The 25,338-nt window shown below is 47.9% G+C and carries 25 protein-coding genes and 1 tRNA gene; 14 read left to right on the forward strand and 12 right to left on the reverse strand.

Annotated features, from left to right (window positions below; genetic code table 11):
* Positions 1-95: 95 nt before the first annotated feature.
* Positions 96-314, reverse strand: a complete 219-nt coding sequence (locus tag QUA43_RS13400) for a ribbon-helix-helix domain-containing protein (RefSeq protein WP_333374500.1) — start codon at positions 312-314, stop codon at positions 96-98.
* A gap of 191 nt (positions 315-505) precedes the next feature.
* Here QUA43_RS13400 and QUA43_RS13405 point away from each other — a divergent pair, with 191 nt between their 5' ends.
* From QUA43_RS13405 to QUA43_RS13430, 6 genes are all read left to right on the forward strand, one after another.
* A complete protein-coding gene (locus QUA43_RS13405; RefSeq protein WP_333374502.1) occupies positions 506-1,693 on the forward strand; it encodes an RNA-guided endonuclease TnpB family protein in 1,188 nt (395 codons plus the stop codon).
* A 197-nt stretch (positions 1,694-1,890) separates the two neighbouring features.
* Positions 1,891-2,517 (forward strand): hypothetical protein, encoded by a 627-nt coding sequence (locus QUA43_RS13410; RefSeq protein WP_333374504.1) that lies wholly within the window; start codon positions 1,891-1,893, stop codon positions 2,515-2,517.
* 245 nt (positions 2,518-2,762) lie between these two features.
* Positions 2,763-3,998, forward strand: coding sequence for a PrsW family intramembrane metalloprotease (locus tag QUA43_RS13415; protein WP_333374506.1), 1,236 nt, complete (start codon positions 2,763-2,765; stop codon positions 3,996-3,998).
* 149 nt (positions 3,999-4,147) lie between these two features.
* Positions 4,148-5,935, forward strand: a complete 1,788-nt coding sequence (locus tag QUA43_RS13420; protein ID WP_333374507.1) for a mechanosensitive ion channel family protein — start codon at positions 4,148-4,150, stop codon at positions 5,933-5,935.
* The gene (locus QUA43_RS13425) at positions 5,935-6,132 is read left to right on the forward strand and encodes a hypothetical protein (RefSeq protein WP_333374509.1); all 198 of its coding nucleotides are present in this window, start codon (positions 5,935-5,937) and stop codon (positions 6,130-6,132) included. Before QUA43_RS13420 ends, QUA43_RS13425 begins: the two co-directional genes overlap by 1 nt.
* A gap of 394 nt (positions 6,133-6,526) precedes the next feature.
* Entirely contained in the window at positions 6,527-6,874 is a 348-nt protein-coding gene (locus tag QUA43_RS13430; RefSeq protein WP_333374510.1) for a hypothetical protein, read from the forward strand.
* A 150-nt stretch (positions 6,875-7,024) separates the two neighbouring features.
* Here the strand turns inward: QUA43_RS13430 and QUA43_RS13435 are convergent, their stop codons facing one another.
* On the reverse strand, positions 7,025-7,582 hold the full coding sequence (locus tag QUA43_RS13435; protein ID WP_333374512.1) for a single-stranded DNA-binding protein: 558 nt from the start codon (positions 7,580-7,582) through the stop codon (positions 7,025-7,027).
* Between the two features lie 9 nt (positions 7,583-7,591).
* Between QUA43_RS13435 and QUA43_RS13440 the strand changes: the two genes are divergently transcribed.
* Positions 7,592-7,768 carry a hypothetical protein gene (locus QUA43_RS13440; protein ID WP_333374514.1) on the forward strand — a complete coding sequence of 59 codons (177 nt, stop codon included), beginning with the start codon at positions 7,592-7,594 and terminating at the stop codon, positions 7,766-7,768.
* A gap of 63 nt (positions 7,769-7,831) precedes the next feature.
* On the opposite strand, the gene QUA43_RS13445 is transcribed toward QUA43_RS13440, so the two are convergent.
* Positions 7,832-10,375, reverse strand: coding sequence for a mannose-1-phosphate guanyltransferase (locus QUA43_RS13445; protein WP_333374516.1), 2,544 nt, complete (start codon positions 10,373-10,375; stop codon positions 7,832-7,834).
* Positions 10,376-11,283: 908 nt separating this feature from the next.
* Between QUA43_RS13445 and QUA43_RS13450 the strand changes: the two genes are divergently transcribed.
* Together QUA43_RS13450 and QUA43_RS13455 are read left to right on the forward strand one after the other, a co-directional pair.
* Positions 11,284-11,481: a hypothetical protein gene (locus QUA43_RS13450; protein WP_333030091.1), complete on the forward strand. Its 198-nt coding sequence runs from the start codon at positions 11,284-11,286 to the stop codon at positions 11,479-11,481.
* 7 nt (positions 11,482-11,488) lie between these two features.
* Positions 11,489-12,226, forward strand: coding sequence for a class I SAM-dependent methyltransferase (locus QUA43_RS13455; protein WP_333374518.1), 738 nt, complete (start codon positions 11,489-11,491; stop codon positions 12,224-12,226).
* Between the two features lie 368 nt (positions 12,227-12,594).
* Here QUA43_RS13455 and QUA43_RS13460 read toward each other — a convergent pair whose 3' ends face one another.
* The gene (locus QUA43_RS13460) at positions 12,595-14,331 is read right to left on the reverse strand and encodes a hypothetical protein (protein WP_333374519.1); all 1,737 of its coding nucleotides are present in this window, start codon (positions 14,329-14,331) and stop codon (positions 12,595-12,597) included.
* 524 nt (positions 14,332-14,855) lie between these two features.
* Positions 14,856-15,335: an NUDIX domain-containing protein gene (locus tag QUA43_RS13465; protein WP_333235968.1), complete on the reverse strand. Its 480-nt coding sequence runs from the start codon at positions 15,333-15,335 to the stop codon at positions 14,856-14,858.
* Positions 15,336-15,487: 152 nt separating this feature from the next.
* On the opposite strand from QUA43_RS13465, the gene QUA43_RS13470 reads away from it, so the two are divergent.
* Positions 15,488-16,189, forward strand: a complete 702-nt coding sequence (locus tag QUA43_RS13470) for an alpha/beta fold hydrolase (RefSeq protein WP_333374521.1) — start codon at positions 15,488-15,490, stop codon at positions 16,187-16,189.
* A 237-nt stretch (positions 16,190-16,426) separates the two neighbouring features.
* On the forward strand, positions 16,427-16,699 hold the full coding sequence (locus QUA43_RS13475) for a hypothetical protein (protein ID WP_333374523.1): 273 nt from the start codon (positions 16,427-16,429) through the stop codon (positions 16,697-16,699).
* Here the strand turns inward: QUA43_RS13475 and QUA43_RS13480 are convergent.
* Positions 16,691-17,035, reverse strand: a complete 345-nt coding sequence (locus QUA43_RS13480) for a hypothetical protein (protein WP_333374525.1) — start codon at positions 17,033-17,035, stop codon at positions 16,691-16,693. The genes QUA43_RS13475 and QUA43_RS13480 overlap by 9 nt on opposite strands.
* 67 nt (positions 17,036-17,102) lie before the next feature.
* Positions 17,103-17,684, reverse strand: a complete 582-nt coding sequence (locus QUA43_RS13485; protein ID WP_333374527.1) for an RNA polymerase subunit sigma-24 — start codon at positions 17,682-17,684, stop codon at positions 17,103-17,105.
* A 205-nt stretch (positions 17,685-17,889) separates the two neighbouring features.
* Between QUA43_RS13485 and QUA43_RS13490 the strand changes: the two genes are divergently transcribed.
* The 3 genes from QUA43_RS13490 (at position 17,890) to QUA43_RS13500 (ending at position 20,083) form a co-directional block, all read left to right on the forward strand.
* A complete protein-coding gene (locus tag QUA43_RS13490) occupies positions 17,890-19,266 on the forward strand; it encodes an NB-ARC domain-containing protein (RefSeq protein ID WP_333374528.1) in 1,377 nt (458 codons plus the stop codon).
* A gap of 124 nt (positions 19,267-19,390) precedes the next feature.
* Positions 19,391-19,732, forward strand: a complete 342-nt coding sequence (locus QUA43_RS13495; protein WP_242722218.1) for a DUF433 domain-containing protein — start codon at positions 19,391-19,393, stop codon at positions 19,730-19,732.
* Positions 19,733-19,735: 3 nt separating this feature from the next.
* Entirely contained in the window at positions 19,736-20,083 is a 348-nt protein-coding gene (locus QUA43_RS13500; protein ID WP_333374529.1) for a DUF5615 family PIN-like protein, read from the forward strand.
* A 174-nt stretch (positions 20,084-20,257) separates the two neighbouring features.
* On the opposite strand, the gene fba is transcribed toward QUA43_RS13500, so the two are convergent.
* The 5 genes from fba to QUA43_RS13525 all read right to left on the reverse strand — a co-directional run bounded on the left by fba (position 20,258) and on the right by QUA43_RS13525 (position 25,125).
* On the reverse strand, positions 20,258-21,337 hold the full coding sequence (gene fba / locus QUA43_RS13505; RefSeq protein WP_006633469.1) for a class II fructose-bisphosphate aldolase: 1,080 nt from the start codon (positions 21,335-21,337) through the stop codon (positions 20,258-20,260).
* Between the two features lie 398 nt (positions 21,338-21,735).
* Positions 21,736-21,807: transfer RNA gene (locus QUA43_RS13510), tRNA-Lys, on the reverse strand.
* A gap of 67 nt (positions 21,808-21,874) precedes the next feature.
* Positions 21,875-22,744, reverse strand: a complete 870-nt coding sequence (locus QUA43_RS13515; RefSeq protein ID WP_445301970.1) for an aldose epimerase family protein — start codon at positions 22,742-22,744, stop codon at positions 21,875-21,877.
* A gap of 134 nt (positions 22,745-22,878) precedes the next feature.
* The gene (locus tag QUA43_RS13520) at positions 22,879-24,957 is read right to left on the reverse strand and encodes a CapA family protein (RefSeq protein WP_333374533.1); all 2,079 of its coding nucleotides are present in this window, start codon (positions 24,955-24,957) and stop codon (positions 22,879-22,881) included.
* Positions 24,958-24,969: 12 nt separating this feature from the next.
* Positions 24,970-25,125 carry a hypothetical protein gene (locus QUA43_RS13525; RefSeq protein ID WP_158307982.1) on the reverse strand — a complete coding sequence of 52 codons (156 nt, stop codon included), beginning with the start codon at positions 25,123-25,125 and terminating at the stop codon, positions 24,970-24,972.
* Positions 25,126-25,338 lie beyond the last annotated feature (213 nt).

Consider the following 25,338-nt stretch of genomic DNA (forward strand, 5'->3'; position numbering starts at 1 on the left):
AAAAATATTAAATTGCTGTTTCACTATTCTTTGTCGCGATCGATATTTGCTGGGAATTATACCCTCAGATTAAGCTCGATCGACTGCTTCTTGAATTAATGCCAAACCATATTGGAGACTGACCGATCGTGCGATTTTGCAAACCGTTCTAGGTCTGATTTAACTTCTTCTGGAAGATATACAATTATTCTGGGAAGTTTTGCTGGCAAGACTGTTGTTTGTGCTATTACCGCCCAATTGTACCTTTTTTTGACCAAGAATTTCAAAGGTGGTACCCGCCACGCGATCGGATCGATCGGTGGGATCGATCCCAAATCGAAAATCGAAAATCCTTGCGTCCCCCGAATTTATCTCGCGCAAGTCAATCCAAAATCCAAAATCTAAAATCTAAAATCGAATGACCAAAAGAATGGGATACAAGCCCCGTCCTTCTAGGACGGCTTTAATTTTTCTGGTTCTTGTTAGCAAGGCATAGTATAATGGAGTAAGTAAAAAACAGAAAGTAATGAAAGCAAGGTATCAGTACAGAATTTATCCAACCAACCAGCAGCAACAGAAATTGGCGCATTTGTTTGGTTGCGTTCGGGTTGTCTGGAATGATGCTCTAGCTCTCTGTAAGCAGTCCCCCAAAAAGCCAAGTTCGGTCGAGCTGCAAAAAATCGCGATAACCCAAGCAAAAAAGACCGAAGAAAGAGCTTGGTTGAGCGATGTTTCTAATATTCCCTTACAGCAGTCTGTAGCCGACTTAGAAACAGCTTTCAAGAACTTCTTCAACTCCTGTAAAGGAAAACGAAAAGGTCGTAACGTTGGTTATCCTAAATTCAAAAAAAGATCGAATAGCCAGTCGGCACGATTTAGAATTGGAGGTTTTTCACTCAAAGGTGATGGTGTTTATCTGGCGAAGATTGGGACAGTCAAGCCTGTATGGTCAAGGGAGTTGCCATCAGCACCTACTTCTGTCACAGTAATCAAAGATTGTGCGAATCGCTATTTTCTGAGTTTTGTTGTAGAGATTGAACCTGTTAAAGTCGAAGCCAAACACATGAGCATCGGCATCGATCTGGGCGTCAAAACCTTTGCAGTAATGAGTAACGGAGAGAAAGTCGAAAGTCCTAGCTATCAAAAGTTATATATAAAAGTTCGCCAACTCCAAAAGAAGCTAGCACGTCAACAGAAAGACTCAAAACGTCGCAACAAAACCAGGATTCAAATAGCCAAAACACACAATCAAATTGCCGACTTGCGTAAAGACTTTCTGCACAAACTGTCAACCAAGGTAGTAAGTGAAAATCAAACTATTATTTTGGAAGACCTCAATGTGTCAGGAATGGTCAAAAATCGCAGATTATCTAGAGCAATTAGCCAGCAAGGATGGTATGAATTCCGTTCTTTGTGTGAAGCTAAATCTGATAAATTTGGTCGCGAGTTTAGAGTAATTAGTCGGTGGGAACCTACCAGCCAAGTCTGTTCGGACTGTGGCTTTAAGTGGGGGAAATTAGACCTTTCTATTCGTTCAGTGCTTTGTCTAAACTGCGGCATCGAACAAGATAGGGATGAGAACGCAGCGAGAAATATAAATAAAGTCGGCACCGGGCATGGGCACGACTCTAAACGGACACAGAGGAAGAGTAAGACAACTTCGGTTGCATCATCCGATGAAGTGTCAAGAATCACCGCGCGTTCACGCCGGTGAGTATGTCAACTGCTACACCATTTATTTTAACCTCGCGGGTTGACTCGGAGTGCATACCGCGATAATTTGATAAAGGTCTACTCGCAGATGATGCACATTGCACAAGTAGTAGGACTATTAAATAGTCATTAACAAACATATCTAGCGGATGTACATCAAATATCATTTTCGTTGTCATACTCAAGGGCTTTGTATTGATGAAACTTGCCAATTCGCTTTTAGCAGTAACAGTGGCGATCGCTTCTCTGGGTTTGACCGTATCTGTCAAAGCTGATACGGTGAATGCCCGTTGCGATGTGTATCCCAAAGGAGAAGATCGCGCCGTGTCTTCCAGTCCCTGTACCTTTTCTCAACGGCAGGGCGCAGTAGAGATTCAATTGGAAAATGGTAAGCGCTATGACTTGACCCCTGTGGGCAATCAGCCGGGGAACTATCGCGATCGAAATGGGCAACCAGCCTATCGGCAAGCCGGATTGGGCGATCGCGGACAGATTTATCGCCTCGCCGCTGAATCAATTTTTGTCTATTGGGATACGGCTCCCGACGGACAAAACTCAGGTAATACAACTAATGGAGGTTCTGCTGCCAGTTCTGCGCCTGATGCGGGTACTACCGTCCCTCAGTTGCGCGATTTAGTGGGGGCAAGGGCAGGACAGGCAGAAAACGCTATCAGACAACGGGGTTATCGCTTTGTTAAGGCTGATGAAGGGGGTTACACCTATTGGCTAGAAGGCAAAACCAACTATTGCGTAACAATCCGAACGGATGAAGGGCGCTACCAGTCGATCGTTTACACCGGTGGTTCAGGGGATAGTCAGAAGTAGTTGCTATCTGACAAAAGGAGCAGTTAACTGCTAACTGACACCGACAAAATTCTCTGCGGTTCCCCCCTCTCGGGTTAGTGTGTTTGCATGAACGATCGCCGTTCTTTAATGGAAGCCACTGCTCAAATTATTGCAGACCTCTCGGGTTAGTGTGTTTGCATGAACGATCGCCAGTCAGCGTCGCTTAGTCCACCAACGTTACCCCTGCCTTCGATGCCCTTTCTTTCGATAATCATGAGATGCCTATGTCGTTAGCTAACACAGCCAGACTTTTTTATGGTTCGCGCTTGAGCCGCCCCCGCAATGCTGTGTTTATCCTCATTGTTTTGGCTGTATTAATTGCCATTAGCACGTCATCATTTATAAGGGAATTCTCAGGTCTTCCCCCAGTGGGTCTCCAGATATTTTTCATCGCTCTGGCAGGGACGATCTTACTGACGCTGATTACCCTGGCAATTTTGTGGTTTCTCGATCGCCGAGAACCAGAATCGAGGTGGCTTTACTCGATCGCTTTGCTGTGGGGCGCTCTGATTGCCACCGGATTAGCCCTCCCGCTTAACAACTACATCCTCACTGCTATATCTGGCTTTGTGAAAGTGCATCCTGATGTGCAGGCAGTTTTCGGCGCGGATGCCGGACTGGTTCTGGGTGCTCCCATAGCAGGTCCGCTTGTGGAGGAAACCACGAAAGGGCTGGGAGTGCTGCTGTTGTTCTGGCTGCTGCAGGCTGAATTTGATGATGTTCGAGATGGCTTTATCTACGGTGCGCTGGTAGGGATTGGCTTCAACTTGGTTGAAGCGCCCTTGTATGTACTGCAAGGATATGTCCGAACAGGGGATGTACCGCTGTATTTCCAGCTAGCGGATCGTTTTGCTCTGTTTGGGCTAGCAGGACATGCAATGTTTACAGGGCTGTTTGGTATGGGATTGGGGCTGGCTCGGCAAACAACACGCCGCTGGTTGCGCTACGCGGCTCCGGTGGGGGGCTGGTTGTTGGGGTTTTCGGGGCATTTTCTCAATAATGGTATCGGTCTATTGGCGTACCTATTTGTCTTTCTAACAACTGGGAAGCCATTGCATGACGAATCAACTCCTAAAGTGGTTTCCGAGGTGATTGAACCCTTTTTCAACCAGTGGATAACCCATAGTGCCTTTAGATTAATTGGCTTTTTCCCCTTTTTTCTGCTTGTAGGAATCATGCTGTGGCAGAGTGGCATTTGGGAGCGGCAGGTGATTCGGGAAGAATTGGCAGATGAGCGGGAACCTGTAATTACGCCAGAAGAATATGAACAGGTGAAGGGCGATCGCATTTTTAGAACGCGCCGCATTCCCCATACCAATGGGCGCACCTCGGCGGCGATCGTGCGGGCGCAAGACGAACTGGCGATCCGCAAATGGCGGGTGAAGCACGCTGGGCGAGACGTGGAGACCGATGCGTTGGTTGCCTCTTGGCGAGACGAACTGGTGCGATTGCGAGGTTAGTGCTTTGTTGACTTCCCTCTTCTCACCGTTAGCAAACAATTGAGGGTATTCTGCTTAAGGGTGAGCCTAGCTTCAATATCAGGTTGCTCAATCACGTCCCGACAAATATGTTCCCCTTTAATCGATTCCTTCGTCTCACAATCCGGTTTGTGCTAATTAGCCTCATGACGATCGCGCTGGTGATAGGTTGGGGTGCGATCGCCCAGAGTCAAGTGCCTTCCCTACCATCTGGTGCTGCGAATAATTCCTTCAATCCTCCATCTGAGGTCAGCCGCCACGGAGAATATGAAACAGCTTCAATCAAATCACCGCTGGACGGTAAAGAGTTGTTTGAAGTGACCTCTCCTACAATTTTTAATCGAGACAAAATCCCAGATGGCTTTCTTCCAGTTGAAGTTCGGGCACAGGACGTGAATGAGCGGCTGTGGCGGGTTTTCTATCGAACCTACTCTGCTAAACAAACACCAATTGTGACGGTCGCTACACTCAATAATCGACCCATTATCGAAATTAGTGACGATCGATCTTCTCGCCCGATCCGATTCGTGACGCTGACAGAACCAGATGCTGACTTTAACGGTAAAACCCTGGACGAATTAACTCAGGCATGGCAAACCATTCTTCAAGATGAAGTCGCTCGGTTCAAGCAGTTAACGACACCAGAAGCCGTTCGACAACGATTGGGGCAGGCATTGCAAATCTTATTGGGATTGCTGATTGCCAGTGCTGTAATTTGGTTTCTGCGACGAATTTTGACCCGCAGACAAAAAACTCTGGAAAGCCAGTATCAAGAGCAATTAACTGCGTCTACAAATCGTGTGCCCTTGGCGAATGCAGCAGCGAAAAAAGCGCATCAGTCAGAACCCAGTATTTCATCAGAGACGATTGCAGGAGAAGAAACCGAAGCGAGAGAGATTGCAGATGTGCGATCGCAATTTCTGGCAATCCTGCAACACCAATTTAGCGTGAAGCGTCGATTAGATATTGACAAATTTCTCCAATGGGCGTTGTTCTGGATTTTCATCTTGATGTGGTACGTCGGCATTGCACGCATCATCTCAATTATCCCCTTGTTAATGCGATGGAGTGTTTACGTCTGGTCAACACCCCTGGCATTGATTGCGATCTGGTTTGGCATTAGTTTAGCAATCCGCCTCAGCAAAAGTTTAATCGATCGCTTGTTGCATTCCTGGACAGTCAATCCACTAATCCCACTCCCAGAAGCACAACGCATTGCCCTAAGAAGTAACACCATTGCTGAAGCCCTAAAAGGACTCGCTACCTTTGTTTTGGCAATCGTTGGAATTATTTGGACACTGGGTCTGTTTAATGTTCCGACCAGTTCCATTGTGGCAGGAGGTGCGATCGTTGGGTTGGCAATTTCTTTTGGTTCCCAAAGCTTGATTAAAGATCTGGTCAACGGTTGCTTGATTTTGATCGAAGATCAATTTGCCCTGGGAGATGTGATTCAGATTGATAACAAGGGTGGTTTGGTCGAAAATCTCAACCTGCGAGTGACTCAACTCCGCAATAGTGAAGGTCAACTCATTACAATTCCCAACAGTGCGATCGCAAATGTCTGCAATTTAACTCGCCTCTGGTCAAGAGTTGATTTTTCCATTGTGGTGGACTATGACAATGACCCCAAACAAGTTCTCGATGTGTTGCGCCAAGTCTCGCTGCAGATGTATCAGGAACCTGATTGGTGCGATCGTCTACCCGAACCACCCGAAGTCTTGGGCATTGATGACCTCTCTCACACTGGAATGCTAGTGCGCGTTTGGCTTAAAACAGCACCGATGCAACAGTGGAGTGTTGGACGCGAGTTCCGTCTACGGGTGCGTCAAGCATTTGAAGCAAACAACATTCGGATCGGTAAACCACAATCTATTACTTATAACATGGGCTTGAACTCCCATATTCAGCAGGATACTTGATGAGATCACCGCCAAAGTCCGTTCCTCAACTGCTGCGCGAAGAAATTCCCAATGTACCGACGGGTAAACAACCGATCCGCTTGCTGATTTGTGGCATTCCCAAAGGCGTAGAAAGCATCGTCAATCTGCTGCACGTTTTAGGTTTTGCTTTTATTTGGGGAATGGAGCCCGCCTCTACCGTCGCCTCTAGCGGGTGAGGTAATTCGGATTTTAACCCGTTACTGGAAAGAATAATCTTTAAGGCGATCGCCCTTTCTTGAGTGAAGTGCCATCGCTCTTAAATTATCAGAAACATCAGGCTTAATTCTCCACCCAATCGCTTAAAAACTCCATACAGAGGATGCTAAATATCGAAGCGAATTAACGCTGCGGTGTTTGCGAGACTTGGGGGTATTATAGAAATTATTTTAACGGTCTTTACTCACTGACTCAAGAATTTAGAGAATTGGTGGTATAGTGCGATCGCAGGCTTCTCTAACCTTAGAGAGAAGCAAGACCGATGCAGAAATACGTCCTAAGAGTTTTGCGATCGCCCCTAGCATCAGGTAAGCTTCTTGTTAATAATTGCGCTCAGTTCAGGAGAAAAAATTTATGCCAGATATGTCCGGTCAAGACCCCTCGGAAATTAAAATGGCGACGGTTGATGAAGAAGAAAAAGGCGCAACGTTTAGCGGCACGGTCATCCTTGCTATCGATGTCGAGGGTGCTGGGGAAGTCCTTTTCTTCAGAGACTTTTTGATTGAAGATTATAAAGGCGAACTTACCGCTTATCTGGCAACAGATGGCAATATAACGAAAAGCATTGATTTAGGCCCGCTTAAGCATAAGAGCAATAGCTTTAAGCTGCCAATTCCGCTGGGGACGGATACATCACCCTACAATACAGTCGTGCTGCGCGACGAAAAAAGCAAGAAAAAAGTTGTGACGATCGAGCTGTAAAATTTGCAATTTAGCTCGTAGTTGGGCCAAACTCGTTAGCGCAGCCCTCGAAGAGGATCGCCCTTTTTTTCCTGAAGTGCGATCGCTCTTAAATTAAGGTGCGTCACTTTCGCTCCAACAGTCCAGTTGTAAAGTGATGCACCCTAATTTTTAAAATGGAATCGGATCGTAATCGGGATTTTCCGGTTCGTTAGACGAACCCGACTGGCGATCGGACTCAGAATTTGAAGACTGATGCGAGTTCCAATCCGAACTAGACGTGCGGTTAGGGCCGCTTGGAGCGCTGTTAGAACTGCGGTTCCGCGAGCCTAAAGGTACTACATTGCTCGGCACATTAGCCGGGGCGGTGTCGCGAATTTGAGCCGGTTCGGGGGCGGTTCTAGCTGCGGGAGCCGAACTCATTGCATCGGCACCGACACTGTAAATCCTTTGAGCTGTCAGTTCGGCGCGCTTTTCTTTGATACCATCTATTTCGATCGTATTCATGCCCAGCCGACCTTCAATAATCACGCGATCGCCCTCGCGATATTTATCGTGAATTTCTTGAGCCAAATTGCCCCATCCTATCACCTTCAAACGTTCGGGCGGATCTTCAGGTTTGGGGCCGGGAAACTGCACCAACATCTCAGCGATTGGAACTTGATTGTCAGGAGTATAACGGAGTTGCGGTTGTTGAGTTATTTCCGCCATCAAAATGCAGCTATTCATCTGTTATCTGTGCGTAATTGGGAATTGGATGTTGAAGGAAGAAGGAAGAAGGAAGAAGGAAGAAGGAAGAAGGAAGAAGAAAGAAGGAAGAAGGAAGAAGAAAGAAGGAAGAAGAAAGAAATAGCTATCCGTGTACCGATGACTTGTGCGTCTTGCTTTGGGGAATTGCCAATTGCCAATTGGTAATTGGTAATTACTAATTTTTCTGCGCCCGATCGCTATTAGTTGTCACCGCTTACCGATTACCGATTACACGTTACCAAATTTATCTTGGAGAACCGCCGCCTCGGCTTGAGTGACAAAATCGTGAACGAGGGCGCGGTACTCCTTCAAAGTTTCAGATACCCAATCTCGATCCTCACTGTTGGCGAAGATATGAACCGTCGGTTCACTAGCATCGGGTAAAACTAATACCCAATTGTCGTCGCTGTAGTTAAAAATCTTCACTCCATCTAATAATTCTAAACGATCGGGCGAATGAGTTTCTACTAAATGTCGCATCAGCGAACCCTTGATAGTCCAAGGACAGCGGACGCTGTAACTGCGGTGGGTGATGCGGGGAAGTTCCGCCTTGATCTGTCCGAGCGATCGCTCCTGAATCGTCATCATTTCTATCACTTTAGCAATGCAGAACATTCCGTCAAATCCGGGATGCAACTGCGGGAAAATAAAACCCATAAGGCCGCTGCCGCCCAAAACCACATTCGGGTTCCTGTTAGCGGCTTCCATCAAAGCAGTTGGGTTCGCCTTCGTGCGGATTACCTTGCTTTGATAGCGTCGGGCGATCGCCTCCACCGCAGAAGACGCATGCACCGGCACTACTACTGTACCTTTGGGATGAGAAGTCAGCATCAAATTTACCATCAACGCCGTCAGCATTTCCCCACGAATCGCGATCCCAGACTCATCTACCAAAATGAGCTGTTCGCCGTTAGCCGATACCTGCACTCCAAAATTAGCGCTGAGTGCTTTCACCACCCGGCCGAGTTGGTCAAGCAAATATTCCCGTTCCCCGTTGCTTAGAGAAGTCTGCTTGAGACTGGCATTGAGGACCACCGCATCGCAACCGAACTTGGCAAGCATTTGGGGCAAAATTGCTCCAGAAACCGCGTAAACGTAATCGATTACCACCTTAGTATTGCTGTAGCGTATTGCCTCAACATTCATCTGCCGCTCAAAAATGCGGTTGTAAACATCGAGAGCTTGGTTAAAGTACGTCATCTCTCCAATTTCTGGAATTAGAGCTCGCCGCAAATCTTCCTTAAAATAAGCCCCCTCGATTTTTTTCTCAGCTCCTTTAGTAATATTGATGCCTTTGATATCGAAGAATTCAATTAAAATGTGGTCGGAGCGATCGGGCGAAATGCGAACGTGAATGCCGCCAGCAATCGACAGCGTAGACGAAACCGTGCGCGCGATCGGAATTGCCGTCGATTCCAAATTGATCACATTAATTCCCACCGACATCAAACCCGCAATCAAAGACCTCGAAACCATCCGCGAAATGCTCCGCTGGTCACGAGAAACCGATACCGAAGTCCCAGGTTTCAAAGTCGAGCCATAAGCCGCGCCCAATTTCACTGCAAATTCCGGGGTAACATCCACATTTGCCAGTCCTTGAACGCCACGCTGACCGAACAAATTCCGCTTAGCTTGTTCTCCCCAAATTAAATTTTGATTTAACAGAGCGCCGGATTCAATATTTTTGCTCGGCCAGACGCGCACGCTTGGCCCCACTTGTGCTTCTTCTCCCACGATGGACATTGAACCGACGACAGCACCTTCGAGGACGTGAGCGCGCCTGTCTACGCGCGTGCTCCGGCAAATCACGCACGCCCTAAGATGAGCGTCTTCGCCGACAATTGCTCCGTTCCAGACGATGGGACGTTTGAGGTTTGCGTCCGCCCCGACAGTCACGTTATCTCCGATGACTGTACCCGCATCGATTTTAACTCGGGCTCCAATCCGGCAATTGTTGCCGATCATCGCCGGTACTTCGACGATCGCGCTATCGTCAATAAAAGTATTTTGACCTACCCAAAGTCCCGATCGAACTTCGTTGTAGTAGGTCAAATCCAGTTTGACCTTTCCCCGCAGCGCGTCGTACTGAGATTCCCGGTAAACATCTAGCTGGCCGACATCGCACCAGTAACCCTCGGCGATGTAGCCGTACATCGGCTCGTTTTTTTCCAGTAGCAGGGGAAACAAGTCTTTCGAGAAGTCGCACTCCTGATTTACCGGCAGGTAATTCAAGACTTCGGGTTCTAAAATATAAATGCCGGTATTGATAGTATCGGAGAAAATTTCGCTGCTAGAAGGCTTTTCCAGAAAGCGACTGATGCGGTAATTTTCCTCGGTAATCACGACCCCGAATTCCATCGGGTTGGGAACGCGAGTTAAAATTAACGTGGCTTTGGATTGCTGGCTGCGGTGAAATTTGATCGCTGCCGTTAAGTCGAAGTCTGTGATGCTGTCGCCACTGATGACCAGAAAAGTGCGATCGAGCAGTTCAGCAATATTTTTGACGCAACCAGCCGTACCCAGCGGTTGGTCTTCCTCCACAGCGTAAGTCATTTGAACGCCAAACTCTGCCCCGTCAGTAAAATATTCGCGCATGACATCGGGAAGGTAGTGCAGCGTCGCAATAATTTCCGTGATCTGATGTCTTTTTAACAAATTAATAATGTGTTCTGCGATCGGGCGATTCAGAATCGGCACCATCGGTTTGGGCAAATCGCACGTCAGGGGTCTGAGCCTCGTTCCCGATCCCCCAGCCATCAGCACTGCACGCATAAAATCCTCCTTGCTTAAAAAGCTCTCTACCGCTATTGTCCGCTAGAAAAAGTTTGCCTGCTGTAATTCGTCGGCCACCAGCAATCAGTTCTTGCTTAAATATCTTCGAGTAGTGACACGTCTGGTAAATCCCGTTCGGCCAGGCCGTCCCCCAACAGCAACCGATTTCAACCGAATTAGAACTTGCGGCATCGCACCAATTCCCCGGTCGAGCTCAGATTTGTAGGGGATGTTAGGTGATACCAGTTAAAAAACAGAATGCAACTGTAGGCCCGTGCTCGAAACCCTTCTCTCATCAGTCCTTCCCAATTCTTTAATTCTTCACTTATTCAATCTTATAAGTCCTCAGAACCATCGACTTTTGACAGAAGTCCCTTCTTGCTTGCTCGGGGAAAGCTATTTCGGGGGTGTTATTTTTAAGTTTGTGGCCAGCGGGGATTTTGAAGTCTCTTTGTGAAGGTGGAATTACTACAGCTATCGGTGTGCCTTGGCGTCTGATAAATGATAGATTAAGGATAGCGCTTTGACCGAGAAAATGGGATGCAAGCCCCGTCCTTTTAGGACGGCTTTATGCTATAGTTTAATTGGTTGAAATCCCCACCTAAGATTGCAGCGATATATACTCATCTTGAGTTGAAACCGGGACTGATCCAGTAATAGGGAAAGACTGAAGGGCAATGGTTAAAATCCAACCTGGAAGCAAAACAAAGTATTGTTAATGTTTTTTAAACAAAACGATACATATAGTCGGGATAGGGCATTGCCACGACTTAAAATGAACATGGAGGCTCAGTAAGACTACTTCGGTAGCATTGGTCGATGAAGTGTTAAGAATCCTCTCGCCTTTAGGCAGGGGAGTATGTCAATAGCTGACCCAAAATCCTATCCATTGCTTAGGGGTTTTTTAAATGAGTACGTTAATTAGCTTGGCATTGCTGATCGCTTACGGCGGCGGTATTTGGAAATTTTGGAATGGTTTCGATCGCACTAACTTCGATCGAAGTTTTGCAAATCGCCTGAAGCTCTCGCTGCTCTGGCCCGCGTTAATTTTTAATAAGCCTTACCGCCAAAACTTTACAAAAGCTCTCAAAGCTTCTAAAAGGTAATTCAAGAATGTCTAAAAAGTCCGAACGCCCAGCAAGTACAAGCGAGCAAACTTGGTTTGCCAAAGGTAAATCAGATAGCTGGCAAGTTTTACTATCGCAGGTTGCTGCCCGGTTCGATCGCGAATACCGAGGAGAAGCTTTCGCTTTACCCGAAGAAGTCGAAGCAATGCCGATTTTCCTGGAATCAGTTGCAGGAACTCTCCAAGCAAAAACAGTTTCTCCCTTCTGGAAAATTGCCAAACCTCAAAAAAATCAGCGCTGTTTAGACATTGGCTGCGGAGTCAGCTTTCTCATCTACCCTTGGCGGGATTGGGAAGCCTATTTTTACGGTCAAGAAATCAGCAGCGCCGCGCGAGACGCCTTAAACGCTCGCGGCCCTCAGCTCAATTCTAAGCTGTTCAAAGGCGTAGAATGGGCCCCCGCTCACCAGTTAAATTACGAGGAGGCTCAGTTCGATTTATGCCTCGCTACAGGCTTTAGCTGTTACTATCCCATAGAGTATTGGAGTAATGTCATGGGAGAAGTAAAGCGGGTACTAAAACCGGGCGGTCATTTTGTTTTTGATGTCCTCAACCCCAATGCTCCTTTAGCAGAAGATTGGGCAATTTTGGAAACTTATCGAGCCGGCGAAGTATTTTTAGAGACACTAGAAGATTGGGAAAAAATGATTAAAGCTGCGGGCGCTAAGGTAGTAAAAAAGCAAAGTGGTGACTTATTTCAAATGTATAAAGTTGAATACATTTGAGAGGTTAAGGGGAATAGGTAATTAGTTTTGTAGTCAAAAGTTCAATCGTCCAAAGCCTGGTCTGGCGGACGAAAAACAACTTCATTCTTAGTCGAGAAAGTAGGGTGCGTCAGCAAGTTGAAATTAGTTTGAGAAGCAACACATATTCAAGCTGACGCACCCTACTAACTACTAACTCACAATAGTGAAGCAACCAGATTGGATATTACCCATTCCCATACCGGATTGCCCATTACCTATGCCCAATTATATCATTTCCGGTTACACCGGAATGATGTTGACTGTTGACGGTTGACTGTTGACGCCGTGAACACTGAACTCGAATTTACTATTCCGATGCTAACGGATTTGATATTACCGATGCCCAATTAATTTTCGGTAGCCGCAGGAGATGGCGCAGCTTCCGGCGAGGGCGACACTTCCGGGGCAGGAGATGGCGACACTTCGGCGGCAGGAGATGGCGCAGCTTCCGGCGAGGGCGACACTTCCGGTGCAGGAGATGGTGCAGCTTCCGGCGAGGGCGACACTTCGGCGGCAGGAGATGGCGCAGCTTCAGGCGAGGGCGACTCTTCGGCGGCAGGAGATGGCGCAGCTTCGGGCTGCGGGGACTCTTCGGCGGGTTGCGGTTGAGGAGAAGGCGACTGTTCCGCGGCTGGTTTCGGTTCAGGCGAGGGCGACGGTTGAGCCGCGGGCTTGGGTGCGGGCGGCGACGGTTTGGCCCCTGGCTGCGGTTTGGTGGAGGGGGCCGGTGGCTTCTCAAACTGCGGTTTCACTTCAGTAGGCGCTGGGGAGGGTGGCTGGCCTGTTGGTCTGCTGGGCGCTGTGGGGGCGGGCGCTGGCTGCTGCTGGCCTGGTGGGTTGGGCCTGGTTGGGGTGACAGGAATGCCGCTACAAAGTTTTTCGTCGTACTTAAACTCGACAGCCACTTGGTAAAGCTTGTGCGTGCTGGCTGCAGAAAATGTTAGAGAAGGGCTAATAATCGCAATTTTAGCAGCATTATCGAGAATACCGTAACCCGTCGGGACGATCGGCTGTGGCTCGGCCTTGAGCAAGCCTTGAGGGCTGACAACTGCTCCAAAAACTGCTGTTCCTTCCAGTTTTTGCGAGCAAGCTGCTGCGGGATAAGGGACATTTACAGGAGTCGGCCCGGTCATTTCTAAGTCAGGATAAGCCTTTTTGAATTTGTCAAACAAAGCAACATAGGTCTGTGCAGCCGCAAGCTGTGTCTCTCTGTCGCTGGGTAAGTTTGAACCCGGTTGTCCGGACTGTCCTAGCTGTCGCTGTCCCTCTTCAAATTGTTGCCTCTTGATTTTTTCTTCGGGAGTTTCTGCGATGAGATTCCTTTTATTCGGATCTTTTTGAGTCAATTTTGGTACTCCATCGGGTCCCACATTCCTGCCGGCAATTGGGAATTCCGGGGTAAAGACTGGAGCTCCGTCTGGAAATAGTGGGAGTCCGCCTCTACTGGCTATGATCTTTTTGAGCGCCTCTGCTTCATCTTCCGAGCCGCCGCCGGGAAGCTGGGGCACTTCATTCAGCGATGGCGGTGGCGGGATATTGCGATCAAAATTACCAGGTAAGGGTGGGAAAAGGAAACCGCTGGGAGGTACGGGTGGGACGAAAGTGGGTATTGGCTGGGAGGGAGCTCTGACTGTTGGGGATGGAGTTTTGGGAGGTGGCGGGGCTGTTGGGGCCGTGAAGGGCGGGAGAGGGGAAGGAGGGAGAGGGGAAAAGAATCCAGGAGGCGGCATTCCCGGCGGCATGGCGGGCAAGTTGATGGTATCGGGTGCGGGGGGCAAGGGCGGGGCTAACTTTTGCGCTGGTGGAAGGGGAACTGGTGCGATCGAAAATGGCGTAAATCGCGTATTAGACGGTTTCGGTGGTATGGTTTGTGGCAGGCGGCCGGCTTCTGCGGGAGTTAGTTCTACTAAGCCGACAGAACCGGGGATATTTTTGGAGGAATTTCCACCATAAAGTATGTTTGAGAGCGTCGGGGCGGTTGCTCCGAGGACTCCGTGAAGGCCGACAGAAGCTAGGGCTGCCCACCAAAAAGGCTGGCGCAGCGGTTCGGAAAGGGTGTTTGCTAGGGAGGAAGAGTCAGTCATTTAAATTTTAGATTTTAGATTTTAGATTTTAGATTGGGGGATTGGGAGATTGTTAGATTGTTAGATTGGGGGATTGGGGGATTGGGGGATTGGTAATTTATATTGTTGTGGTTGTGATTGAGTGTGAATTCGTTTTAATGAGGAGAGGTTGGGAATTCAAAGGTATAATTTTAGCACGATCGCCCTCGAAGTTGCCCGATCGACCTTGATGAAAATTCATGGGCCCGAAACTGAACCAAATTTATTAAACACGATCGACAAGTTCGATCGATCGGCGTTTCCAATTCGGTTACGCCATCAAAAAACTGATCGAGTGGCTGTCAGCCCAGCCTGCAGCCCCTCGGTGGCCCCGCCCCAAAATGAGTACAAGCCCGCGACACTAGCGTCAGGGTCGATTCTAAAAATTGTAAATTAAAGTTCCTGCTCCCTGATTCACTGCGCTGCAAGTAAATCTAAAATTGTAAGGGCGATCGCACTCACGCCGAAGTCTCAAATCGAAAATCCAAAATCCAAAATCGATGGATTCACCAGCGATAGCGGTAATTTTTAAAAGGAGCTCCCTCGATGGTGAGCAAGTCGATGGGATAAATTGGAGCGCCGCTTGCCATATATTGAAACATTTCCCGAACTTCCTCTCCCCGCAACGACAACTGGTCTAATTCCTTGAGAGAATACCAGCCAGCGCACAAAGTATGCTCATCCGGCTTACTCTTGGGCGGCGTCTTATCTTGTGGACGAGCCACAAAAATGACTCGGAGGCGCACATTGCCCCTAGGCATCACTGTGTGCTCTACCCGGAGAATTCCCTCAACGATGATGGAAATGCCCGCTTCCTCGACGGTATTACGCATAGCAGCTTCGAGCAAAGTCTCCCCTTTTTCCACTCGCCCTGCTGGGAGATACCACTGCTGCTCGTACTTGCGCTCTTGTACCAGTAGAAAACGGTCTTCTAAGTGAACGACAACTAGGGTAAAATACCATGTTTGAATCGGCTCGCGAGCCATAGAAGTAGATATTCCCTAAGCAAAAGGTTTAACGAGCGGCAGATGTTAGCAATCCAAAGGATGCTTCGGCAAGTGTCTTTGAACTTGAAAAACAGATCGTAGCACTCCGGCCGCAAAATCTAAAATATAAAATCTAAAATCTAAAATTGACAATGCAATTACCAACCGTGATTTTACCAGGATATTTTGCTGCTGCTTCCGACTATCGCGAATTAGAAAAGTCTCTGGTCGATCGAGGTTTCCCAACAGTAACAGTGCCTCTGGGCAAGGGAGATTGGTTGCCGACTTTTGGTGGGCGGTCGATGGTGCCAATTTTGCGACAGCTCGATCGTACGGTCAAACAAATGTTACAGCAATACGGCGTTCCCCAGATCAATCTCGTCGGTCATTCCGCCGGCGGCTGGATTTCTCGCATCTATTTGGGCGAAAAGCCTTACACCATTCACGGCGACGTGCTTGAGGACGCGGGTTTGTGGGAAGCTCACCCCTGTGTGAATACTTTAATCACTTTAGGCACGCCGCACGTCTCTCAAGAGCGCTGGACGCGCAAAAACCTAGATTTTGTCAAAATTCACTATCCGGGGGCTTTTCACCCGCAGGTGCGCTACGTGTGCGCTGCTGGGAAGGCTGTTTTTGGCAAGCGCGGTTTTGGGACTTGGCTGGCTTATAAAAGTTACGAGTTGACTGTGGGGAAAGGCGAAACTTGGGGGGATGGAATTACGCCGGTGGAAGCTGCTGTTTTGGATGGGGCCGAAAATCTGGTGTTGGAGGGGGTTTGGCATTCGCCTCGTTCTCCGGGGAAGTGGTACGGTTCGCCGGAGGTGTTGCCGACTTGGATTGGGTATTTGTGTTAGAAATGAACCGCGAAGACGCGAAGGACGCGAAGGAAGAAGCAGAAGGTTTAAGGGGTAGATTTAGTAAGAATTTGATATGAGGAGCGAGTTTAGTGCTGCAAAAGTTGCCCCTACGATGCTATGTTTACTTGAATTTTTATGGCTAACTGAAATAGATAAAAAAATATTTTATGTGGCATTATCGGTAAGATTCCGAAGTTGCTGCGAACAACACAATCAAATTAGAGGTTGGCTGGGGTGGAACTGGGCGACTATGCTACTGTGCGGGACGCAGATAACGAATTTCAGCCGGATGCTTTGTTGAGAACTGATGCGGGAGGTCGATCGCAAATTAGGGATGATGATTATGTGCGATCAGTATCCGTGCAATCAGCGCACTTTGAAATGGTGGAAATGGATAAGATAGTAAGTAGACAAAGAGGTTGGGTGACACCAACGTCAACCCAACCTACAAAAAAAGGCGATCGCAGTAATAGAGAGCAGCAATCACACTTATTCCTTTTATACTAGGCGGACATATTCACGTAGTTGGGAACGTAGACCTTGAGTAATCATTGGAAAATTATTGATTTCTTGAATGATAGAACTCTCAGATCTGCCACTCTCCTTAAGCTTCTGAATTACAGCCTTTGCTAGAGTCTCAACCCCAACCTTTGCAATCATGCTTGAAACGCCTGCAATCAGGGTGAGAGCAACTGCGCCGCCAATCATGCCAAAAGGACCACCTAAAAAAGCTAACGATGTTGTAATTGCTACGGCTCCTGCATAAGAAGAGGTTGCAACAAGCCCAACTAAGACTAAACCAGCAACTCCTAGACCAGCTAACTTATTGACTATCTCATCCATCTTAATTAAGTGCTCCGCTAAACTTCAGATTAATTAGACCTACAAATTCAAACTGAACTAACTATCTTTACCCTTTACCTCCAAAAAGTTTATATATTCCGTATCCAACAGCAGCCGCCGCAGCAACAGGTGCAGCAGCAACTATGGCAGTACCAGCAATTGCGCCTCCCCCGACAACGCCACCGATACCAGCAAGGGTGCCCATAATTGCAGCACCAGAAGCACCGCCAGCTACCGTTACAGCACCAGCACCAGCTAAACCAGCAACAGCCCCAATGTTTGTAGCTGTTCTTGCCACTGCACGAGCCTCATTCTCTTCCTGAGACAAGTTCGATTGCTCTTTGAACAAAGTTTCATTCATTATTTTTGCCCCAAGATAAGCTGGGCCTGCTGCTAATACCGCAGGAGCCGCCGCCATACCACCACCAACCACACCACCTGCTGCAGCTAAACCCGAAGTAATTCCTGCTCCTGAAGTTGCTGCAACAGTCAACCCTGTTGCAGCACTGGCAGCCGCACCTACCGCAGCACCAGTTTCTGCAACCGCTTTGACTGTTTTGACTGTATTTCCATTAATTCCCATAGTTTTTTCTACAACATTTTCTACCACTTCTTCACCTGCTTTACTGGCCAAATCTTCCCAATTCATAAATCAATTTATCCTTTTAATACTTGTTCCATTATCCTTAATAAATTCAAGGTTTGTCTAGCCCAAAAAAGTTCTATTTTGCTGCCAAGTATCCCTAGCTTTTACTTTAAATTTAATCTAAGTTTGTACAACAATGTACGAAAATGTAGGAAAATGTTGGCAGTTGTGAGCTACAATACACAAAACTCTCGCATCTCCCTGCCAGATGAATCTTAAAGAAATGTTAAATGTCGCCGATCGCATAGTTTTCGAGAAAACAGGTCAGCACCTTGACGATTTACAGGAAGCGGTACTGCGGGGAACTCTACAACGCGAGACATACAAAGAAATAGCTAAAGATTTTAACTGTTCTGAAAGTCGCATCAGGGAAATCGGATCGGAATTATGGCAGATACTTTCAGAGGAGTTTGGGGAAAAAGTCAGTAAATCGAATTTTCGCTCCACAATGGAGAGGTTGCAAAACTCTAATGCTTTAAACTTTGCAAACAACGTGAGCAGTATTTTCAACATCTGTGCAGAAGCTAGACACCCGCCAAATATCCCAAACTCACACCCACCAAATCAGGAAACAGCTAACCCAAAACAAACCAAAACTCTACATCAAGATTTAAGCGAAATGCCAGAGTTGGGTGATTTCTTCGATCGCACCCACGAACTCCAAACCCTCACAACCTGGATTTTACAACAACACTGCCGCCTCATCACCCTCACCGGCATCAGCGGTATCGGCAAAACCACCTTAGCAGTGCAACTCGTACAACAAATCAAAGACGAGTTTGAGTACGCAGTTTGGTACACACTAGACGAATTCCCCACCCTAGAAAAATTTCAATCTAACCTAATACAGCTTTTTTCCCAGTCAGAAAAAGAAGATTCATCCCCAACAAACCAAAAACGTTTACCGCTGATTAAGTATTTACAAAACCATCGCTGTTTAATAGTCTTAGATGACGTGCACAACCTTTTCTGTAGCGGGGAATTTGCAGGAAAATATAAACCTGAATGCGAAGAATATCGCTCTTTATTCAAACAAATAGAAAAATTATCCCATCAAAGCTGCTTGATGTTAATCGGTTGGGAAAAACCGAGAGAAGTGACTCAAGCTAAAAACCAAAATACTGCCATTCGTACCTTACAAATCAAAGGTTTAGACATCGCCGCCGGACGGGGAATACTCAGAGATTATGGGTTAGAAGAAAGCGACAACACTGAAGCACTCATTCATCGCTATCAAGGCAACCCCCTATGGTTAAAAAGCGTGGCGACTCTGATTCAAGACTTGGGAGGAGGCGTGACAGAGTTATTGCCAAATGATACCATATTGTTGCCCGAAGATTTGAAAGATGTTTTACAGCAGCAGTTCGATCGCCTATCCGAACTAGAAAAACAAGTAATCTCGTTGTTAGCCAAAGAAAGCCAGCCAGTCGATCGGGCAAAATTGCTAGAAAATGACCGAATTCCGGCTTCAGATTTGCTAAATGCGCTGCAATCTCTATCGCGGCGCTGCTTGATTGAACAACAAGCAAATTTTTACACGATTTCACCTGTACTGAGGCAATATGCGATCGCCCATACAGTGTAATTTATACAACCATTGCTTACATTGTCGCGCTTCACCCAAATTACTAGGAGTGGCAAGGGGCGATCGGGTAAATTGGGCGATCGGTTCGATAGAATGATCGGTAGTCGCAATTCAATTGTTTGTCATGACGCTGAAAGAATTAGAGCCTCAACTCCTGGCACTCTCTGACGACGAAAAAGCTCAAGTCGTTCAACTCCTCACTCAAGGCAAAATCACTCCTTGGCGCGGTATTGAAAAAACGCCTGATGTCTGTGGCGGGAGTGCTTGCATTGCTGGAACTCGCATCACCGTTTGGGGACTTGTAGAAGCTCGTCGTATTGGCTATAGCGAAGCAGACTTACTCACAAGCTATCGATTGCTATCTGCTACTGATATTGCTAACGCTTGGGCCTATGCTGAAGCTTTCTCCGATGAAATTGAAACAGAAATTCGGGAAAACGATGAAGTGATGGACGAGGATTTGTAGCCGATGGCACGTCTCTATGCCGATGAGCAATACCCCTATCCTGTTGTAGAATTACTGAGAGCTTTAGGACACGATGTTTTGACTGTCCAAGAAGCAGGCAGAGCGAATCAGAAAATTCCTGACCCGGATGTTTTAGCTTTTGCTACTAGCGAAAAACGTGCCGTCATTACCGAAAACCGTAAAGATTTCTTTCGGCTGCATCGGATACAGTCCCTTCATGCTGGCATTATCGCCTGTACGAACGATCGCAATTGGGAAGCCCTGGCTAACCGAATCCACACTGCGATCGTCGCCGCAGAACCTTTAGAAGGTAAACTGATTCGTGTTGTGCGCCCTACTTTGTCACCTTAATGCCTCGTTGATTCTTTAGTCTGCGGAGGCAGACTTAGTTTGTATAGTAGCGATTTCAATCGCCCAGTAACTAAATACATAAAATCGCACAAACAAAAACCGGGCAACTTCAAAGCTACCCGGCAATCCTAACTTTAGACCTCAGACAAATCTAAAATCTAAAACCTAAAATTCTTAAACAGCTACAGTCTTCTTAGCAGAAGAGCTCAATTCGCCTTTAGCATACTTAGCTGCAAAATCGTCCAAAGACACTTGCTTAATCTTTGTACCGTGACCAGCGCAACCGAAAGAGTTATAGCGATCGCTACAAACCTTCTGCATATACTTGATCGACGGCTTCAAGAAGTGGCGGGGATCAAACTCATCGGGCTTAGCAAACAAAGCTTCGCGCACCGCAGCGGTAATCGCCAAACGGTTGTCAGTATCGATATTGATCTTGCGAACACCGCACTTGATGCCTTTTTGGATTTCTTCCACAGGTACGCCGTAGGTTTCGCGGATTTTGCCACCGTTGCTGTTGATGATTTCCAGCAATTCTTGGGGCACAGAAGAAGAACCGTGCATTACCAAGTGAGTATTCGGCAAGCGGCGGTGAATTTCTTCAATGCGGCTGATTGCCAAAATTTCGCCAGTCGGCTTGCGAGTGAACTTGTAAGCGCCGTGAGAAGTGCCGATCGCAACTGCTAGAGCATCAACGCCGGTTTGCTCAACGAAATCCACAGCTTGTTCAGGATCTGTCAGCAACTGATCGTGAGAAAGTGCACCTTCAAAGCCGTGGCCGTCTTCTGCTTCGCCCATTCCTGTTTCCAGAGAACCCAAGCAACCCAGTTCGCCTTCAACGCTAACGCCGATCGAATGAGCAACATTCACCACATCGCGAGTAACTTGAACATTGTACTCGTAGCTAGCGGGAGTCTTAGCATCCGCTTCCAGAGAACCGTCCATCATGACGCTGGTGAAACCTTGGCGCATGGCAGAATAGCAAGTGCCGGGGGCATTGCCGTGGTCTTGGTGCATGGAAATGGGAATGTGAGGATAGGTTTCAACTGCTGCCAAAATCAAGTGGCGCAGGAAATTTTCGCCAGCGTAGGAGCGAGCGCCGCGAGAAGCTTGCAGAATCACAGGGCTGTTGGTTTCGTCAGCAGCGCGCATGATCGCTTGGATTTGCTCCATGTTGTTGACGTTGTAAGCCGGTAGGCCGTAACCATTTTCAGCCGCGTGGTCGAGCAGCAATCGCATAGGTACAAGCGCCATAGATATTCCTCCTAATTATTTGTGCTTTTTGGGCAGTGAATTTTTGACAAGTTCAATTCTTACAGCAATCTTAAGACAATTTGCCACCGATCGCGCAGGATGTTTTCAGATTTGAATTGAAAAGTCAACCGATTTTAGATTTTAGATTTTAGATTTTAGATTGACCCCACTTATATAGTAACCGCCAAGGTGGTTAGGACACTTCCGGTCACTGAGCGTAGTCGAAGTGGACATTTCGACCCTTCGGCTACGCTCAGGACGGCGCTCCGCTCAATGACCTAAGCGCCTTGGCGACTGCTATAAATCCGGGGGCTGGCGGGATTCGGTCAAAATACTATAAATATTGAGTTCAGAGCCTTAAACTCTGAACTCAATATTTATAGTTTTATCTTGATTTATGGGTCGCCCGGGATTTGAACCCGAGACCAATCGGTTAAAAGCCGAATGCTCTACCGCTGAGCTAGCGACCCGCGAAAACATTGTTACCGCACACAATTTCTAATAGTAGCACCCCTCATTTGAAATAGCAAGTGTTTTTTAAATAAAATTTGCAGTCATGCGAACCAGCATCTCGCAAGTCGCTCCCGGCTGCAAATAAATCAAGTGTTCGCCAGTGTTGAGGGCATTTCGAGGAGCAGTCCAAGGTTCCAAACAGTAAAAATCCTTGCCCTTCACCATCCAGAAAACCAACTTCCCATAGCTGGAGTTGTAACTGAGGGTGAGCCGCAAGCCCCTCGCCGCGTCAGTGACAGTAGCAGCAAGACCAGTGAGCTCGTCAAAGGAAACATCAATTTCATCCAGCGTCGGGTCAAAAACCCCGGTGAAGTAACCCTTTTCATGGGTGTTCTGATCTCTGTACTGCATCCCTGGAATCTCAAAGCGGAGCTTAGATTTGTCCGTCGCCAAAAAGTAGGGATGCAAACCACTAGAAAACGGCATGGGTTCGTCAGACAGATTGGTGTATCGCTGAAAAATTTCCAAAGAATTGCCTTTAATCTGATAAGTGAAGGCTAGTTGGAAATCAAAGGGATAAACAGCCAGCGTCTTGTCGCTGCTGTCGAGAATCAGCGTAATAGCGGCGCAACCCTCCGTAACTTGTTCACCTATTGTCCAAGGCAAGTCACGAGCAAAGCCGTGCTGTTTGAGCTTACGCTCCACTCCCTTGTGGGTGTAAGTATTCTCGGGGAGATTGCTGCAGATGGGAAACAGGATGGGAATCCCGCCACGTACAGTTAGATCGGGATTGGCGAACCGTTCCGCGTCCAAGTAGAAGATTTCTTTGCCTTCAACCAGCCAGCTAGTGGCAATACCGCCCCGTTCCGGCACAACTTCTAGAGTAGAGTTAGCGGTTTCGTCGGAGAGGATATAGGTTTTGTACTGCTTTTGCTTGAGCGCGATCGCAAACACATTTGTCATCGGTAGTAGGTCATTGATCATTGGTTGTCAGTAAATCGATCGTTAATAATTGGTCGCTAGTATCTTGATGTTCACCCATTACCGCCCCTATCCTCCCCCTGCATCCTCGCTCCGGCCCCCACCGGCTAACCAATGCTCCTAGCTATAGGAGGCAGGGCGATCGGGTGCTTGGAGCGGTTGCTGCGGGTAGCTGGAACGATCGCTGAGGTCGGCTGCCCTTTGAGTGCGACTTCAAAAGATACAGCCCGATTGGGGGGAAGATAGCTTTGGGGACTCGGCACTGCTCCTTGACTGGGAGAAGGAGGCGAAATAAACGGTTCTTTGATGAATGGCTCTTTTGTAAACGGCTCTGGTTCCCGGCTGGGATTTTGAGGTTGAGTGGGGTAGATGCGCGGCGGCAAATTTTGATTCGGAGGTGGGTTTGATTCAATTGCAGGCCCCGTCCCGTTCGGGAAAAATGAGGAGTTGTCCGGCTGTTGGGGCGCAGCCGGCAAAGCCGGCAAAATCAAAGTAGGTTTGGGTTGTCCGGGGCCTTGCTGATTGGTTTCACCGTCGCTGGCCCCGGAACCTCGCCCCGGCTGGTATGTACCGCTCTTTGCTGCTCCTGGCAATGGATAATTTGGAGTTTTTGATGCCCCTCCTGGCTGGACTAAGGCATCGAGAACTACAGAAGATCGCATCGGTCGATCGAAAATACTAGAAATTTGCTCGACGCGTTTGAGGATACGATCTGCTGCGGCTCCCTTCACTACCTTCGGCTGAAACTTTTTCACCTCCACAGGCAGAAACTCTACCTTCATATTCCTGTCTTTGAGCGATACTTTCAGGACTGCGGTATCGTAATCCCTGCGAGCATTCGGGCCGAATATAAAATTACCCAGCGAGTAAACTATCGGGCGGCCCTTGTAAATTTCTGCACCTTGCAGTACCTGGGGATGGTGTCCCACTACCAAATCAGCTCCTTGGTCGATCGTGAACCGAGCCAAATCAATCTGCCAGTCCCCCGGATAATCTGCCAATTCGACTCCCCAGTGGTAATTAACAATAATCCAGTCTACCTGACCCCTAAGAGCTCGAATATCCTCGGCCACGCGATTGTTGCGGCGGGGGTTAGTTCCCGCTTTCCCTTGGTCGGCGACGTTAAGCTCGGCATCGTAATAACCGAGGTAGGCAATTCGCTGACCCTTAACTTCAATAATATCTGGACGCCTCGCTTCTTTAATATCTCTGCCGACTCCCAGGTGTTGAATCCCACTATTATCTAGAGTATTCATAGTCTCCACCAGCCCCGGTTCCTCGTAATCCATAGCGCGGCTATTTGCCAGATTGACAATATCCACTCCTCCGGCTGTTAATACTTTCACCGCTTCTGGATCGGCTTTAAAATTTAATTGTTTTTTGGCAGAGCCCAATGTAGAGCGAGTCAGGGAGTTTTCTAGGTTAACCATCGCCACATCTGCTTGCCGATACTCGTCCATATTGGCGAAAGCCCATTGGTGATCGTTGGCAGCAGATGCTCCCAGCGCATCCGATAGATTCACATTTCCTCCGAACATCAGCGTTACGGTTGGGTCGTAAGGATTAGCAACTTGCTTTTGCTGAACTACTGGTACCACTTCTAAGGCCGCTTGCACCGTATCCGCACGTTTTGGAGGCGGCCCCGAAATTACAGCAGCTTGCTGGTAGCCGGATACTGGAGATCCTAACTGCAGGGTCACAGCCTCGTGGTAGCTGACCCAACACCCTAAAATAAATGAGGCAAGTGCCGATCCCACTAGCAGCAGAGAACGATACGTTTTAAATTTAACCCAATCGACGACCGGTAGGGAACGGTAACGCCGCCGCTGGCGGTTTGCCGGAGTCACAATTCGCACTGACTGTTTCCAGAGAATGTCTGCATCCCCAGCCAAGCGCGCGTGAATTCGCACTCCTTCTACTGCTGGCGAGTTGAGTCTCCAGAGTTGGTGACAAATAAACTTGACTAAGCCTTCCCGGAGAGTGCTCCCGAGTAATGTAGTATCTGGCGCAAATTCGCGCTGGAATTCTACGAGGATTTGGACGCAGCCGGCCTGAGCCTGTTCGACGCGGGCATAAATCCCTTCGGGGCGCAGCAAGCTGTCAATCCAGTAATTCAGGGCTTGAAAGTTGCCCGATCGCGCTAGCTCCAAGATAGACGGCTGCGACCAATTTTCTGCGTACACCATCAATTAGCCTCCTTAATACGCACGAGCGATGACTCCAATTTGTTTTGAACGGAACCGCAATTCTTTTAGCTTAACCGCCACAGGTTCCGCTGCCCGTTTTGAAGCTAGTTGTTGGCCGCCACCATTTTCTACATTTAGGGGCTGCCTGCTGTCAGTGATTTTTATCACACTCCGGTCTATTGATTTGAGATTTTAGATTTTAGATTTTAGACTGAGTTGACACAGGGTACTCGGAACCAGAACAAAAGTCGCAACAAAAGGTTTATGGGGGACTTGAGGCAAAAGAGAGGGAGATTTCTGAGGCAGAGTCTGTTTTTATTGTCGCTGTTTGAGTGTCGCTTTAGAGCTTTCGCTTTGAGATTTGAGATTTGAGATTGAGCC

Source organism: Microcoleus sp. N9_B4, from assembly GCF_036701635.1.
Classification (GTDB): Bacteria; Cyanobacteriota; Cyanobacteriia; order Cyanobacteriales; family Microcoleaceae; genus Microcoleus.

Coding starts and splice junctions, on each gene's coding strand:
- QUA43_RS13485 (WP_333374527.1), bottom strand. CDS start 17,684: ATGAATTGGGAAGATTTGGCCAGTAAAGCAGGTGAAGAAGTGGTAGAA.
- QUA43_RS13470 (WP_333374521.1), top strand. CDS start 15,488: ATGCAATTACCAACCGTGATTTTACCAGGATATTTTGCTGCTGCTTCC.
- QUA43_RS13480 (WP_333374525.1), bottom strand. CDS start 17,035: ATGGATGAGATAGTCAATAAGTTAGCTGGTCTAGGAGTTGCTGGTTTA.
- QUA43_RS13435 (WP_333374512.1), bottom strand. CDS start 7,582: ATGAATAGCTGCATTTTGATGGCGGAAATAACTCAACAACCGCAACTC.
- QUA43_RS13465 (WP_333235968.1), bottom strand. CDS start 15,335: ATGGCTCGCGAGCCGATTCAAACATGGTATTTTACCCTAGTTGTCGTT.
- QUA43_RS13500 (WP_333374529.1), top strand. CDS start 19,736: ATGGCACGTCTCTATGCCGATGAGCAATACCCCTATCCTGTTGTAGAA.
- QUA43_RS13520 (WP_333374533.1), bottom strand. CDS start 24,957: ATGGTGTACGCAGAAAATTGGTCGCAGCCGTCTATCTTGGAGCTAGCG.
- QUA43_RS13455 (WP_333374518.1), top strand. CDS start 11,489: ATGTCTAAAAAGTCCGAACGCCCAGCAAGTACAAGCGAGCAAACTTGG.
- QUA43_RS13460 (WP_333374519.1), bottom strand. CDS start 14,331: ATGACTGACTCTTCCTCCCTAGCAAACACCCTTTCCGAACCGCTGCGC.
- QUA43_RS13450 (WP_333030091.1), top strand. CDS start 11,284: ATGAGTACGTTAATTAGCTTGGCATTGCTGATCGCTTACGGCGGCGGT.
- QUA43_RS13410 (WP_333374504.1), top strand. CDS start 1,891: ATGAAACTTGCCAATTCGCTTTTAGCAGTAACAGTGGCGATCGCTTCT.
- QUA43_RS13490 (WP_333374528.1), top strand. CDS start 17,890: ATGAATCTTAAAGAAATGTTAAATGTCGCCGATCGCATAGTTTTCGAG.
- QUA43_RS13430 (WP_333374510.1), top strand. CDS start 6,527: ATGCCAGATATGTCCGGTCAAGACCCCTCGGAAATTAAAATGGCGACG.
- fba (WP_006633469.1), bottom strand. CDS start 21,337: ATGGCGCTTGTACCTATGCGATTGCTGCTCGACCACGCGGCTGAAAAT.
- QUA43_RS13405 (WP_333374502.1), top strand. CDS start 506: ATGAAAGCAAGGTATCAGTACAGAATTTATCCAACCAACCAGCAGCAA.
- QUA43_RS13425 (WP_333374509.1), top strand. CDS start 5,935: ATGAGATCACCGCCAAAGTCCGTTCCTCAACTGCTGCGCGAAGAAATT.
- QUA43_RS13495 (WP_242722218.1), top strand. CDS start 19,391: ATGACGCTGAAAGAATTAGAGCCTCAACTCCTGGCACTCTCTGACGAC.
- QUA43_RS13445 (WP_333374516.1), bottom strand. CDS start 10,375: ATGCGTGCAGTGCTGATGGCTGGGGGATCGGGAACGAGGCTCAGACCC.
- QUA43_RS13415 (WP_333374506.1), top strand. CDS start 2,763: ATGTCGTTAGCTAACACAGCCAGACTTTTTTATGGTTCGCGCTTGAGC.